The 15,321-nt window shown below is 50.5% G+C and carries 10 protein-coding genes; 1 reads left to right on the top strand and 9 read right to left on the bottom strand.

The features are described 5' to 3' along the window. Positions 1 to 115: 115 nt before the first annotated feature. The 6 genes from RAC89_RS19975 to RAC89_RS19950 all read right to left on the bottom strand — a co-directional run bounded on the left by RAC89_RS19975 (position 116) and on the right by RAC89_RS19950 (position 7,690). Entirely contained in the window at positions 116 to 2,389 is a 2,274-nt protein-coding gene (locus RAC89_RS19975) for a helix-turn-helix domain-containing protein (RefSeq protein ID WP_306615450.1), read from the bottom strand. Positions 2,390 to 2,516: 127 nt separating this feature from the next. Continuing rightward, entirely contained in the window at positions 2,517 to 4,028 is a 1,512-nt protein-coding gene (locus RAC89_RS19970) for an extracellular solute-binding protein (RefSeq protein ID WP_306615449.1), read from the bottom strand. Positions 4,029 to 4,066: 38 nt separating this feature from the next. Continuing rightward, entirely contained in the window at positions 4,067 to 4,948 is an 882-nt protein-coding gene (locus tag RAC89_RS19965; RefSeq protein ID WP_306615448.1) for a carbohydrate ABC transporter permease, read from the bottom strand. A gap of 20 nt (positions 4,949 to 4,968) precedes the next feature. After that, complete coding sequence (locus tag RAC89_RS19960; protein ID WP_306616148.1) at positions 4,969 to 5,865, bottom strand: ABC transporter permease; 897 nt, start codon at positions 5,863 to 5,865, stop codon at positions 4,969 to 4,971. A 344-nt stretch (positions 5,866 to 6,209) separates the two neighbouring features. Continuing rightward, the gene (locus RAC89_RS19955; RefSeq protein WP_373430032.1) at positions 6,210 to 7,109 is read right to left on the bottom strand and encodes a phosphotransferase family protein; all 900 of its coding nucleotides are present in this window, start codon (positions 7,107 to 7,109) and stop codon (positions 6,210 to 6,212) included. Positions 7,110 to 7,171: 62 nt separating this feature from the next. Beyond that, the gene (locus RAC89_RS19950; protein ID WP_306615446.1) at positions 7,172 to 7,690 is read right to left on the bottom strand and encodes an SRPBCC family protein; all 519 of its coding nucleotides are present in this window, start codon (positions 7,688 to 7,690) and stop codon (positions 7,172 to 7,174) included. A 224-nt stretch (positions 7,691 to 7,914) separates the two neighbouring features. Between RAC89_RS19950 and RAC89_RS19945 the strand changes: the two genes are divergently transcribed. Next, positions 7,915 to 9,474: an IS1182 family transposase gene (locus RAC89_RS19945; protein ID WP_306613164.1), complete on the top strand. Its 1,560-nt coding sequence runs from the start codon at positions 7,915 to 7,917 to the stop codon at positions 9,472 to 9,474. A 120-nt stretch (positions 9,475 to 9,594) separates the two neighbouring features. Here RAC89_RS19945 and RAC89_RS19940 read toward each other — a convergent pair whose 3' ends face one another. The 3 genes from RAC89_RS19940 to RAC89_RS19930 form a co-directional block, all read right to left on the bottom strand. Beyond that, a complete protein-coding gene (locus tag RAC89_RS19940) occupies positions 9,595 to 11,109 on the bottom strand; it encodes an extracellular solute-binding protein (protein WP_306615445.1) in 1,515 nt (504 codons plus the stop codon). A 275-nt stretch (positions 11,110 to 11,384) separates the two neighbouring features. Further along, complete coding sequence (locus tag RAC89_RS19935) at positions 11,385 to 13,637, bottom strand: helix-turn-helix domain-containing protein (RefSeq protein WP_306615444.1); 2,253 nt, start codon at positions 13,635 to 13,637, stop codon at positions 11,385 to 11,387. Positions 13,638 to 13,715: 78 nt separating this feature from the next. After that, positions 13,716 to 15,317, bottom strand: coding sequence for an extracellular solute-binding protein (locus RAC89_RS19930; RefSeq protein ID WP_306615443.1), 1,602 nt, complete (start codon positions 15,315 to 15,317; stop codon positions 13,716 to 13,718). Positions 15,318 to 15,321: the final 4 nt, after the last annotated feature.

The raw sequence follows: 15,321 nt of genomic DNA, 5'->3' as shown, positions 1-15,321 counted from the left end.
GGCGATTTTTGAATACTGGCGGCGTTTACGGGCACGACAAAAAGCCTGCCCCTGAAGGCAGGCCCGATAACGGGTTATGTTTGGATATATTCATGAAGGACGAACGGCGGTACACTTACCCTTCCTCGCGGTATTGCCCCGGCGTCATGCCTACCGTTTTGCGGAAGGATCGAATAAAGTTGGCGGAGTTGTTGTACTGCAATCGCTCGGCGATTTCGACAATCTTCAGATCGGACTCCTTCAGCCATTTCTTGGCCATATCGATCCGATACTGCGTTAAATACTCGCCGAAATTAATGCCGGTCTCTTGGCGGAATACGCGACTCACGTAGTGAGGGTGATAATTGATGCGGGAAGAGCACAACTCCAGTGTAAGCTCCGAATCGAACTCGCGATGAATCATATCGATAACCGCTTCCGAAATATGCTTGAATTGGGAATCCCGTCGATTGCCCAGCTCCTGTATGTAGGGCAGTACGAACATCGAAAGGAACCAGTGCTCTATCTCTTCTACGTTCCGCAGCTTGAACAGAGACTGAATCAAGGAGGCTTCATCCTCGGCGATCCGGTCCATCGGGATGGACAATTCCTGGCCGAATTTGAGGAGGTCAACCAGCAGCCGCAGCAGTGACAGCTGATAATCCTGATGCTGCGCACGAGGCTGGAACAGCTCTCCGATCAATTGCTTCAAGGCTTGCTCCGACTGCTCCGGGTCTCCTGCCCGGATTGCATCGAGGAGCGCCTGCTCCCCCTCTTGCGGATACATATACAGATTGCTCTTCTGCGGCTGCACATCCTCGATAAACAAGATCGATTCCTGCCCGAGCCCTACTCTGTATTTTAACGATGTCATCGCTTCATGCAAAGCCTGCCGGGCGTCTGCGAACGAGCTGAAGGGACGGCTGATGCCGATGCTGACTTTCATATTTAAGTATTGATAAATCGCCTTTTGAATCTCATCGGACAAGGTGAAAATCTGCTCTTTAAACTCCGCCCCTTCTTCCGATGATCCGATCAGGGTGACCTGGCAATCCGATTTGACAACCGGGACCAGCCGCTGCTCCGTCAGTACAAGCTCACCGACGATGTTACTGATGGCGAACATAAGCAAATCGCGGTCCGTCTCCGCATAGCGGGTTTCCTTCAATGTATCGATTTGAACGGCTAACACGCACATGGAAGGCCAAGGCTTCTCCAAGCCGTATAAGCTCAATTTTTCTTCGAAATCCGACGGATGGATGGCGCCGCTAAACAATTTTTGCATAAAAAATTCCTTAAGCTGCACCTGCTGCCCCTTGAGCTCATTCATAATCAGCGATTGATTCCTGATCAAATAGTCGACGCGTTCCCCGATCACCTGCAGCTCTTCCTCGCTCTTCGGCTTCTCTTCATCCTGGGAGGAAGGAATGCTGGTGAGCGCGGTATAGATCGATTGAATGGGACTGTACATCTTCTTCGACCCGAACCAAGCGAGAATCAGCGTGACCAGCAAAATCACCACACATACGAGAAGCGTCATCCAGCCGATGATTTGGTTCTGCCCGTTCACTTCCTCGTTAGAGGCGACGGAGACGTAGCTCCAGCCGTTGTAGGAAGACTTCCGGTAGGTGACGGTCACGGTCTCGCCATCCAATTCGGCGGCATATTGGCCGAAGGCCTCCTTCGACTCGATGAGGGGCTTTAAGTAGGATTGCCCCGACAGGCTCGTCCCCAGTTGATTACGGTCGTGATGACCGATCACATGGAAGCTCGGATCCATTATGAAGGCGCTGCCGACCTTGCCGTTCTGGAATGTGATCAAATCCTTCATCACATCGGAAGAAAGCATAACGCAGATGATCCCTTTCGGATTGACGGCGTTAAAGGGATACTTTTTCACAAAATAGATGGACTGAAAGGAATTCGTCGGGTCGTCCGGTCCGCTGGTCCAGAAGGAGCCACCCCCCATTCGCGAGAATGTCTCCAGCTGCGGCCTGAAGTCCGGGGAGCTGTATTCATTCACTCCATTACTCGTTACTATCCAATGTTTGCTTAAGCTGAACAGAAAAATATCCTTGATGCCCAGCTCATAGGTTTGAATTTGGGATATTCCTTTATACAGCTCATGCACCATCTCATAATCGTGGTTCGTTATGTCTTTATCGAAGGCGCCGGTAACGACGGGAGACTGCAGCAGCTGGGTTGCCGAGGTGTCAATCGTTCTGAGCGTTTGCTCGACACGCATCTGTGTTTGCTGCAAAAGCTGCTTATTGCCCTCGTTTACTTTCTCCTGCACGGTCCGCGTGGAATTATAGTAGGCAAAGGCACCCAGCACAATGACCGGAATGGTGCCGATCAGGATGGAAAACAACATCAGCTTCAATAAATAAGACGGGGATCGAAATCTCATAATGCCTCCAAGTCATGGTTCCCTGAGTGTACTTCAAGTTTACATAAAATCACTCCATTTTGCCATACACTCCTTACGGAAAAGAGGAAAGGGCCTTATGTCCCTTTCCTCACAACAACAAGCCTCATTACTTCGCCGCTTTGGCGTATTCCGCGTTGAATTCCTCAATGACCTTGCTTCCGCCGCCTTGCTGCCATTTCTCCACTGCTTGCTTCCAGCCGGCCTCATCGATCGAACCCATGATGAACTTCACGGCAGCATCCTCGATAATCTTGGCAAGCTCCTTGCCCTTCTCAATCTCCGTATTGGAGATAAACGGCGCTGCAGGGTTAGCCAGTGCGATGGTAACGTTGTCCTGGAACAGCTTCGTACTCAGCTTTTCGAGCTCCGTGCCGTAGTTGACCACTTCATTTTGCAAAATCATAAACTGGTTGCCGTCCGTAATTTCCGCCTTGATCTTCGGATCCTGATTTGGCTTATAGCTGCCGTTCTCGACCGTATACTGCTTCCCTTCGATACCGTACTTCATCAAATTCTGAATGTCCTTCTCGGATACTTTATCGAAGTAAGCAAGAATTTGCTTGAGCTCCGCTTCCGTCTTCACGCTCGTTTTCGGGATCATGTACATGCCCAGATAGCCTGCGCCGGCGCGGGTTCTTTCGCCCTTCGGACCGGAAATGCGGTTGAGCAGGTTAATCTTCGCGTTCGGATCCACCTTCTTAAGGTTGTCCTCGATTCCTTTGCCGTCCAGCATATTATCGATCCAAAGCCCCGCTTGCCCTTTATTCATAACGGCCCGGCCGTCTTTGACGAGCGCGAAGTCCTGATTGATGATTTTCTCGTCGTACAGCTTCTTGTAGAACTTCAATGTATCCAGGTAGGCAGCCGTCATATGAGCCGGAACCAGCTTGCCGTCCTTCAGCTCCCACTCATTTGGACCACCCATATACACAAGCATATCTTTAAACCCGGCGATGACATTCCCCTGCATCCCCACAGCAAGCCCGATCGTGTCCTGTTTGCCGTTCTTATCCGGGTCGCCCGTTGCGAAAGCCTTCAGAACCGTGTACAGCTCATCTACGTTCTTCGGCGCCTGTAAGCCCAGGTTCGTCAACCAATCCTGACGGATCATCAATCCGAAGCGGGCGAGATCGCGCTCACGGTACACGCCGTAAATTTTGCCGTCGATCGATACGTTCTTCAGGACGATATCCGACATCTTGCTCAGGTTCGGATAGCTTTTCAGATACGGTCCGACCTCCCAGAACATGCCGGTTCGGGCGGCATTCACAATGAAGGAGGCCTTCGGCTCCAGCGCAACGAACGTTTTCGGGAGCTCTCCGGATGCAACGGTAGCGCTTAATTTGTCCGTGTAGGACGAGGAAGGCACCCACGATACCGTCAGCTTCGTATTGGTTTTTTCCTCGAGCTGCTTTAGCACCTGGCTGTCTGCGGGCATTTGCTCGGGATTATAGGTCGGCAGCATCATTGTCAGCTGAAGCGGTCCTTGATCTGCTCCGGCTTTGCCGCTCCCTTGAGAAGCGGACGGCTCCTTCCCTCCGCAGGCGGTAATGACCAAGGCGGATGCGGCAAGCAACGCTCCGGCTTTGGCCCATGTCTTCCGATGTCTTCTGTTCATCTGTAAATCCTCCCTTTTCTCATAAGACTATTATATCTTCAACCTTTAACCGAGCCCAGCAGTACCCCTTTGGCAAAATGCTTCTGCAAAAACGGGTATACCAGCAGGATCGGCAGCGTCGATACCACAATGACCGCCATCTTCACCGACTGCTCCGGCGGAGGGACATAATCCGCTTCCATGGCGGCGGAATCGCCTATACCGCCGGAAGCCAGAATCACGATCTGTCGTAGGAGCACTTGAATCGGCCACTTCGTATTATCGTTGATATACAGCACCGCGTTGAAGAACGTATTCCAGTGACCTACCGCGTAAAATAACGAGAAGGTCGCAATGGCGGGCATAGACAGAGGCAGCACGATGCGGAAAAAGATGCCCAAGTCGTTGCAGCCGTCAATTTTGGCCGATTCCTCAAGGCCGTCCGGCAGCTGCTGGAAGAAATTCCGCATAATGATCAGGTTGAAGGCGCTGATAGCGCCTGGAATCAACAGGGACCAATAGGTGTTGATCATTCCCAGCTGCTTAACGACCAGAAACGTCGGGATCATTCCGCCGCCGAACAGCATCGTGAACACGACCAGCATCAGGATCGGCTTGCGGAAATCCATATCCTTTCGGGCCAGCGGATACGCCATCAGACACGTAAAGAAGATATTGATCAGCGTTCCTGCAACCGTTATGTAAACGGTAACCAGCAAGCTTCTGACAAGGGTTTGCGTAGAGAAAATATACTTGTACGCATCCAGCGTGAACTCCGTCGGGAATAAGATGAATCCCCGCAGCAGCAATTCCTTCTGTGTAGCGAACGAGCCGGCGATGACATAAATAAAGGGGATGACGGTAAGCAAAGCGAACACAATCAACAGCAGCATGTTCAAGCTATCGAATATTCGGCTACCCCAGCTTGGCTTGAGCGGCATGGCCTTTCAACGCTCCTTTTCTAGTAAATACCTTCTTCTCCGAATTTCTTGGCTAAATAATTGGAAACAACGACTAGGATCAGCCCGATTACCGATTTAAACAATCCGACCGCCGTACTGAAGCTGTATTGTCCTTGGCTGATCCCGACCGAGTAGACATACGTATCGAATACTTCTCCTACCTCGCGGTTCATCGCGTTCAGCATCAGGAAGATTTGCTCGAAGCCCGTATCTAGAAAATGCCCCAGCCTAAGGATCAACAAGATGATAATCGTGCTGCGAATGGCCGGCAGTGTAATATGCCACAGCTGGCGAAGGCGGTTCGCCCCATCCATTCGTGCCGCTTCATACAGCTGCGGGTCAACGCCAGCCAGCGCCGCCAGGAAGATGATCGTGCCCCAGCCGGTTTCCTTCCATATCACTTCAGCGGTAATGATCGTCCGGAACCATTCGTTGCTGACAAGGAAATTGATTTTTTCCCCGCCGAAACGGACAAGCAGTTCATTCACGATGCCGCCTTCCGTCGTTAAGAAGATATAAGCTATCCCGACGACGACGACCCATGACATGAAGTGAGGAATATAAACCAGCGTTTGAACCATGCGCTTCATGAACTCCTGCCTCAGCTCGTTGAGCATCAGCGCGATCACGATCGGCAGCGGGAAAAAAAACAAAATATTATAGGTGGCTAAAATCAACGTATTCCGAAACAGAACGATAAAGTTCGAATCGCCGAAAAGACGCTCGAAGTGCTTAAGTCCTACAAACGGACTGTCCCAGAAGCCCAGAAACGGCTGGTAGTCTTTAAATGCGATGAAGATTCCGTACATCGGCCAGTACTTGAAAATGAGAAAGTACAGGAGGCCGGGGAGGACCATGAAATAAAGCCAACGGTTCCGCGCCAGCCTGCCCATCATTGTCGACGTCCTGACATTCGATGACCTAACGGCCCGCGCTTTCATACTTGTTTGCATGCTGCTTCCTTCCTTTCATTTCACCATAAATCCATTCTGCTTATCTGCTAGAGGCTTGTGAAACTGTAGCTCCATCATACCGGGGGTCATCGATTGCCGTCGATAGTCCCTGCTTGTTCAGATCGCTGGCCTCCTGCCGCTTTTGCCTCGATGAGCCTGCGATTGTCATTAGTTGCACTCGTTGTCACTGGTTGCTTTTTCGTTGTCGGAACGCCAAAAAAGCCACTTCCCGGGGAAGCGGCTCCTGCTCTTATGGACAGCAGTCCGGCATTATTTTAGCGGCTATTTCAACACTGTTCTTCCATCTCCTGCCTTAGCAAATCGATCCCCTCTTCAACCCAATCCTGGTTTCCCGTTTGATTTCCCTCCAGCACATAACGGAGCTGATCAAAGGTAACCCATAGCGAAACCTTCCTGATACAGGCATCCGGATCGGCTACACCTCTATAAATCATCACTTGGCGTGCAAACGTCTCCCCGCCATCCTCCAGCAGGTACACATAGTCATAATCCCTATCGCACACGACAGCATCGCCAAAATCGATAATTCCTGTCAGGTCGCCGGTATTCGGATCGATGAGAAAATGATCCGGAGACAGGTCGCCATGAATTAGCGCGGGAACATAACGGAAGTAGTCCGGGTTACCCAAATACGATTCAAAGCGGCTTGCAATGTACCGCTGCAAGGCTTCGTCGAGCCTCGGGAATACCTGTTCCTGCACATCGGTCCATAAGTTAATACAATCCGTCTTCATACAGCGTTCAGGAACGCCTGCCTCCCTTGCCCACCCCACCGGAAAAGAGCTTACCTCCTCCATGAACACGGCAATTTGAGCGGCCAATCTGTTCTGCGCTTCATCGGAAAGGGACGGAAGCTCATCCTCTCCAAGCAGCTGTCCGGGCAGCTTACGATAACCCACGAAGGGCATTCCATTGTCTTGCTTTCCGACATGCACGAATTCCGGAATGGCTGCCTTTACATGGGGGATTAATCGCGGCAACAGCTGAATCTCCTTCCCTAGCTCATCTGCTGCCTGCAGGCTCTTCGGAAATCGGAAAACCCACTCATCATTGATAAGCAGAGCAGTGCTCCGCATGCCTTCGCCCAGCCATTCCATCGTATGAATCTCTACCTCCGGAAAGCAATTCCTGATGACCCTTTCAAACTCCCTATCCTGATCACGTATCATTGCTTCACCTCGTTTGGAGAATAATGGTTTTCCTTATTTTCCTGCTCCGATCTGAAATTTTACACAAGCGCTTCCTTCAAATACCGCTCCAGCTGATCGAACGTGCCGCCGAAGCCCATCTTCATGGACTCGAACATGCCTTCGTAGAATGCACGTTCTTCTTCGGTCGCCTGGAGAGGACCTCCCCGCAGCGTTAACAGCGTACGACCTTCCATCTCTGTAAGCGTCAACGTATTAAGAATTTCGAGCGGGTAAATCTCACTGAAGGGCGAACGTACGACGTCCCCCGCTTCGTTAGAGAAAGCATTGATGAAGACAATCCTCTCAGGAGCTTTCACCTCACGGTATTCGAAGCGTCCCCACATCACCTGTCCTTCGGCGGAGCTCATCTTGTAGTGAAAATGTCCCCCCGGCTTTACTTCCAAATGAGCTACGGTAAGCTCAAAGCCTCTAGGACCCCACCAATGCTTCAAATGCTCGGCTTCCGTCCAAACCTTAAACACCAATTCACGAGGCGCTTGGATTTCGCGGGTGATGACCAGTTGCCCGTTCTCTTGCGTCGTCTGATTGATTGTCATGATTCTCCTCCTCATGCTATTTATCGATCATAATTGAATATAACATTCTAGGAATATTCCCGTCAACGCATATTGATTTTTCAGTTCCCAAAACGAAGAAGGGGCTGTCCCAAAAGTCATAGATGACTGAGGGACTGCCCCTTTTTCTCAATTTTGTAAAACAAAAAGAAACCAATCCTTGGTAAAATGGAAGTGTCGAGCAACCATTGAAAGGAGAGGTTTCTTTGTTTATTCAATATACCATGGATCAGCTATGTCTGCCAATGGATTTGGAAATGGACATCCCACCACGTCACGTAGCGCGAGTTATTAATAGCTTCATCAATCGTTTGGACGACAGCTTGTTTACAGCTGCGTATCCCGGAGGCGGTCGGGATAGCTATCACCCTAAAATGCTTACTAAAATCATTGTGTATGCTTATTCTCAACGTATCTACTCCTCTAGACAGATTGCCAAGGCCGTGCGTGAGAATATCCCTTTCATGTGGCTGGCAGGTCGCCAACAGCCGGACTTCCGGACCATCAATCGGTTTCGCTCCGAGCGGATGAAGGAGCAGCTCGAGAAGATTTTTGCAGGAATGCTGGAACTACTAACGGCCGAGGGGTACATCAAGCTGGAGAACTACTTCGTTGACGGCACCAAAATCGAAGCGAATGCGAACCGGTATACGTTTGTCTGGGGAAAAGCTGTCAAGAAACAGAAAGCCAGACTGGAAGAGAAAGTGAAGCAGCTCTTTATTGAGATTGACCAGCAGGAGATTCAGGAAGACAAAGAGCACAACGGTAAGGACCTGCTCGAGCTGGGCGGAGATGTCGATCTAACAAGCGAGGGCATGGAGGCGGCCTTAACGAAGCTGGAAGCCAAGTTGAAAAGTGAACCAAAGAACAAAACGGTTAAGAAAGCGGTACGGCAGCTGCGTAAGGATTTTGTTCCCCGCCAGCGGAAGTACGAAACTCAGCTTCAGATCCTTGGCGAACGAAACAGTTTCAGCAAAACGGATCCAGATGCGACGTTTATGCGAATGAAGGAAGACCACATGGGTAACGGTCAACTCAAGCCTGGCTACAACGTACAAGTCGGCACAGAGAACCAATTTATCGTAGGTTACTCCCTCCACCAGCGTCCGACAGATACGCGTTGCCTTATTCCGCACCTTAACAAGGTAAAAGAGACGCTTGGTCGTCTTCCTAAAACCGTCATCGCCGATGCCGGTTACGGTGGTGAGGAAAATTATGCGTACCTAGAGAAAGAAAACGTGGAAGCGCTCGTGAAGTACAATTCCTTTCATAAGGAAGTATCAAGGGCATGGCGAAACGACGTATCCCGCTTAGAAAACTGGACGTACAACGAGGACAAAGACATCTGGGTATGCCCAAACGGAAGAACACTACATTTTATTAAGGAAAGCAAGAACAAGACTGATAGTGGGTACGGGGTCAAATTGCGGATCTACCGAAATGAGAACTGTGAGGGGTGTCCGTTCAAAGAGAAATGCACCAAGTCTGAACGCAGCCGTGAAATAAGGGTCAGCATGGAGTATCTTCGCTACAAAAAAGTGGCTAGAGAAAAATTAAGAAGCGAAGATGGACGCAAGCTCTCGGTTCAGCGAATGATCGAAGTGGAAAGTGTGTTTGGGCAAATGAAAAATAACCGGGGATTCCGGAGGTTCCTGCTTCGCGGCTTACCAAAAGTAAGCTTGGAGGTCGGGTGGCTTTCGCTTGCCCACAATTTGCTTAAGGTGGTGACCACGGAGCAAAAAAGACAAATAGCCGGGCAAGAATAAACCCTGCCCGGCCATTTTTATTGCGATATACGAAGTTGTAAAATAAGAGGCGGTCCCCTCGAGTAGATTTTACGCTACTTTTGGGACAGCCTCTTTAGCAAAGCTATATGCGATAATGGGTTATTTCGCGTTCTGACTCGATGTGTAAGCGGCGTTGTATTCTTCCGTAATTTTGTCTCCGCCTTCCTTACGCCATCTCTCCACCTCTTTCTTGAACCCCTGCTCGTCCAGACTGCCAAGCATAAACCGGTAAGTCGCGTCCTTTATGATCTCTTGAAGCTTAGCCGCCCGCTCCGTGTAGGTCGCGGAAAACAGTGGAGCGGTAGGATCATGAATTAAAAATTTCTCATTGTCCTTTACTAGCCCCTCTGCTTTTTTCTGGATCGGATTGCTATAGAATTGCTCCAGAAGCTTAATGGTGCTCGGACCTCCGATGCGAAGCGAATTGTAAGGCTTCACTTCCTTATCGATAAGCTTATTATCCTCAACCCTGGACACTTTGGACCCTTCCACCAGCTTATAGTGGGTATTCTCTACTCCGTAAACGAGCAGGTTTGCAAGCTCCGGGCTCATTAATTTATCATAGAACGCCAGTATGTCCTTTAGCTCCTTCTCAGTCTTCACAGATGATTTCGGGAATAAGACCACCGCTCCATAGCCCGGAAGCGCCCAGATGCCTTCGCCTTTCGGCCCTTTGATGCGGTTCAGTACGTCAAGCTGAGCCTTTGGATTCACTCCGGCAATCTTATCCTGAAGGCTGACAACATCCTGCATGGATCCGATATAAACGCCGGCTTTACCCGAGATAAACAGGTTTTGTTGATCCGTCTTGCTGGTTACAGGGAAATCCTGATTGATGATGCCTTCTTTGTGAAGCTTCTGGATGTACTTCATTGTCTCGATGTAAGCAGGGAACATGAAGTCAGGCTGCAGCTTGCCATCCTGCACTCCCCAATTGTTAGGCGTTCCATGGTAGGAAGCGAGCGTCTTGAACGCACCGTACACGAAGTCATTGCGGTCCGTTAAACCGATGGTGTCGTTTTTCCCATTCTTATCCGGATCGTTTTCCTTAAACTGCTTCATCATGCTGTAGAGCTCTTCCAGCGTCTCCGGAGCTTTAATTCCCAATTGATCGGCCCAATCCTTCCGGTAAATGACTCCCTGGCGCGAGATAGGCGATTCCTGGTACATGGAGTAAATTTTCCCGTTCACCGCCGTATTCTTCAGCACCTCCGGTTGAAACCGGTTCAGGTTCGGATAATCCTTAAGCAAAGGGCCCACTTCCCAGAACTGACCGTCAATAATGGCTTCGCGGAAGTTGCTGATTTGCGTGTATACCACCTGCGGCAAGGAGCCGGTAGCAAACGCTGCATAGAGTTTATCGTTATAAGTACCGTCGGGTACCCATTGGATGTCCAGCTGCGTGTTCGTTTTTTCCTCCAGTAATTTTTCAATTTTGTCGGACGGCACCTCCGGGTTGTGAAGATTGATCATGATGCTGATGCTTCCGGTGCCCGCGTCGTTTCCGGCTGTGTTATCGCTTCCGTTGGTTTTTCCCGGAGCTTGCGCGCAGCCCGCTGCCAAGGATAGTACCAGTACGGGAGCGAGGACGGTTTTACTGAAATTGTTTCTCATGCTTTGACCTCCTGGTTATGTCATAGTCGTCTTGTTCGTCTTGCCCCATCACTGTACCAGCAACCTCCCCATGCCTCAATGCCCACTATTTATATGCCGTTTTTATTAAGAATGGCGGCCCGCAGGCTTCCCTAATCGCATTTCTGCCACTGCAGAGGCTTATTCCGGCTTTCGGGACATCAACAATCGCACATTTGCCACTATAGGGTCCCCGGAGCTGGAAAAAGCCCCCACCGATCACGCCTAATCAAAGAAAAAGGACCAGTCCCGAAGAACTAGTCCCTTCCCGCTCCCGCACGATATTCACCTGGGGTCATACCCACCAATTGCTTAAAACGCCGGATAAAGCTGGATACGTTATAGTAGCCGACCTGCTCCGCGATGGTCTTCAGCGGCCAATCCTGCTCGATAAGCAGCTGCTTCGCAGCTTCCATTCTTAAGCCGGTCGTATAATCCAATAACGTCTCCCCGGTGTGGTCCTTAAAATATTGGCTTAAATTCGGGAGCGCCATTTGGAAATGCAAAGCCATGCTCTGAAAGGTAAACTCGCACTCCCGGTAATGATCCCGAATGTAATCCTTCATCTGCTCCACCGAACGCTGAACCGATCCCGAACCTTCCTCTTGTACGCTCCTAAAGGCGGCGCACAGGTCGAAGCACATAGATTTGATCAGCTGCTCAAAATCATCAATCGTATCCAGCTGCTCCAGAGAAAAAACGTCGGGGTACCCGCTTGAGCCTTGGTCCTGCAGCTCCAGCTCATTCCAGGACCTGTTGACGGTTCGGATGATGTCTAAACAGAGACTCCGAGCGACAATAAGCGGCGGCTGCTTCTCCCTTATAAATTGCAGCATCGCAGATAGACAGGCTTCCACCTTGGCTCCGTTCCCCGTTCGAATGGACTGTGCCAAGCTCTCCATGTCATCAAGCGGATACTCTTCCAAATGGCGGTTGGACGGAATGTCTTTATACTCTATGACCCGGTCGACCCCTTGCAGGAAGCGGTAGCCGATGGCTGTATTGGCTTCCAGGTACGACCGGGGAATTTCCGGCAAAGTGCTCTCGTTCCCTGCCCCCAGCGTGACGGCGTCTTGGGAGACGGCACGCAGAGACTCCCTAAATTCGCGGACTATGGCAGTAAATACGTGGTCCTCCATTTCGTCCGTTGCCATAAGAAATATATATTTATTTTGCTCTACATGCTCGGTACCCAGCCCTTGCCACTGCTTCGGCAATAAATCCTCAATTCTGTGAAACGTCAAATCCGAATCCCGTTCCTGAATCCTCGAAGCAAGCTGAACGATGACCACCCGGAAACGCGTTCCGTGAATCGGCAGCCCCATCTCTTCGCCATAAAGCCGCAGCTCCTCCGAGGAAGTGAAGTCCCCCTTAATCAAGGAGAGGACCAGCTGCTTTCGCGCCGCAGCGTCACGACTTCTTACCTGCTCGCCCAGCTTCCGGTTCTGAAGGGACAGAGAGCTGATGGCATATCGCACGGTTTCCAGCTCGTTCATCGGCTCAACAGCCGAAAGCATTTGCTCCGTTTCCCTTTTCAGCAGGCGAATCGGCCAGTAATTCCAGCGCATGCCTAAGAATACAATGACACAGCCAATGAATAAGACGGCGGCAACCCCATAAATAAAGATCGTTTGGGCCTGCTCCACCTTGCCGAGCACATTCGTAACAGGCAGCAGGGTAACGTATTTCCAGCCGGTTTGCTTCGATTGCATAATAAAAAGATACTGCTCTTCCTTACCCAGTGTAATCCTTTGGGAGGATTGCCCTGAATGCGCGAGGGATAGAGCACTGATGCTGTCCGGAGTAAGCTCAGCTGTACTTCCTACCCCGGCGATGACCCGGTTATCCTGGTCAAGAACCCAGGTGGATCCCCCGGTGGAGCTGTAGCTCTCGAGCAGCTGTTCGACGGATTTCTCTTTAATTAAGTAAACAACGGTCGCATAAGGCTTATTCTCGTAAGGAAGCACAGGAACCACAATTCGCAGATAACGGTCCTGTCCGCGCAGGTCCTGGGCGGGGGGCTTAACCAGCTGCTTGGATAAGGTGCTGAGATCCTTGACCAGCTGATCCTTAGGCCAATCAGCAAACTGATATATATCCCCGGCGAGCAGCGAAAGCGAATACACGCTGCTATTGGAATAAACCGAGGCTTCTCCGTGATAATACAACCATATTTCATGGACAAACGGATTGATTTTTTGATATTTCTTTATTTCTCTAACAATCCCCCAAGCCTTATACCCGTGTTCCTCGGAAACCCTATATTGGGAAAGGCGATTATCTTCGATCATCAATTGATAGGTGGTATCCTCCACTCGCTTCAGCTGCTCATCCATAGCATACCTGACTTTATCAAGCGTGTTCAGGTTGCCTAGGATGGCTTCGTTCTGCAGCTTGTTAACGAACACATTGTAGACCAGGAAGGTCATCACAGTAATCGGTACGAGCAGAATCAGCAAATAAGTAAGCAGATAGCTGACAAAAACCCGGTAAGCTCTCGCCTTCCCCACAGGGCTCCTCCTCTCACGGACAGGGTACGAACGGAATGCAGGGCTGGATACCCAGGTTGTATCCAGCCCATGCTGTCATTATTTTCGGTTTTGGTATCGGTCGTAGGCTGCCTGTTGAATTTTTACAGCCTCCTCAATACCCATCTTTTTTAAGGTAGCGACAAATTTATCGTAGTTCTCAATCGGCTCCGTACCCATAATGAATTTGATCCACATTTCCTTCACATAGGTATTCACCTCGCTCATGATGCTGCCGAGCCGCTGGCTTTCCTCGCCGTTAAGAGATAACGGAGGAATCAAGAGGGATCGATCGGCCTTGAACCAGGTATCATTAGCCTCAACCGCTTCGGGATACCGTAATTCGAAGGCTGCCCAGGCATTATAATCCATCACCTTGACCATCCCGGAGGTCGGCAATGCGTATTTCTTGACCGCTTCCGTCGGTTCGAAGCCGTCCGGATTTTTGAACACCTCGTCCGTGAAGATCTTCTTCCCGTTCTCCACTTTATAGCTTTTCCCCTCGATACCCCAGTTCTGAAGATCGCTGCCCTCCGGTCCGATCATGAAATCCAGCAGCTTGATCGCCGCTACCGGGTCCTTCGCTTGGGAGCTGATGAACGCCCCGTCCAGCGGAACATTCTGAACCATTTGCGAGTGATTGCTGTAGGATTTACCGGCTGGCCCGATAGGCGGAGCCACCCCGATCAGCTTGAAGTCAGGCAGGTTTCCTTTCATCTGATCCTTGAAGGTGTTAATTCCACTTATCACTCCACCGTAGGCACCAATCGTATTCTTGGCAAATTTGGCCTCGAACGCTTTCCGGTCCGTCGCAGCAAATTCGGAATCAATCAGCCCTTCTTTAAACCATTTGTTTAAGGTGGAAACATAGCTTTTGAACTCCGGCTCGATCGGTCCGAAGGTTACCTTGCCCGTTTTGGCATGGAGGTGAAACCGATCGGCTAGGATCCCCCAGCTCGTTGCAAAGGAGCTAATACTGCCCAGACCGTCACCGCGGTCGCCCAGAGGAATCTCGTCATTCATCCCGTTCCCGTTCGGGTCCTTCTCTTTGAAGGCTTTAAGAACAGTATACCATTCATCGATGGTCGTCGGCGCCTTCAGCCCGACTTTTTTCAGCCAATCCTCTCTGACCATGTGTCCGGAATAGGAGACTCGGTGAAGATCGATATCGATTTGCGGGAATTTGGCGATCGTCCCGTCATCCAGAACGACCTGCTTGCGGATTTCAGGATGATCGTTTAATAATTTTTTATAATTTGGAGCGTGTTTGTCAATCAGATCGTTGAGCTTAATGGCAACGCCATCCTGCACCAGCTTGGCAATGCCCCCCGGGTAATTGTTTGGGGCGTACACAATGTCGGGATACGTACCCGAAGCCAGCATAATGTTGAATTGCGAACCGTCGCCGGGCTGCTGGAATTTAATCTTCGTATTCGTCCGCTTTTGGATTTCTTTGAAGGCCTCGATGTCCTCAAAACCCTTCACCGCCTTGGCCGTCAGGTTCGTATTCATGAAAAAGGTCAGCTCCGCCGGCCCTGCGTTCGTTCCGGTGCCATTACCCGTCTGTGTGTTCGTACCGTCCGCACCGCCGGAGCACCCTGCAATCGCCCCGATGCCAAGAGTGAGCGTTACCAAAAGACCCGTTGCTTGTTTTTTGTTCATAGGG

The sequence above is a fragment of the Paenibacillus sp. GD4 genome, assembly GCF_030846225.1.
GTDB lineage: Bacteria > Bacillota > Bacilli > Paenibacillales > NBRC-103111 > Paenibacillus_G > Paenibacillus_G silviterrae.
The sequence above is the reverse complement of the archived record's forward strand: the minus strand, read 5'-3'. Positions and strand labels throughout refer to the sequence as shown.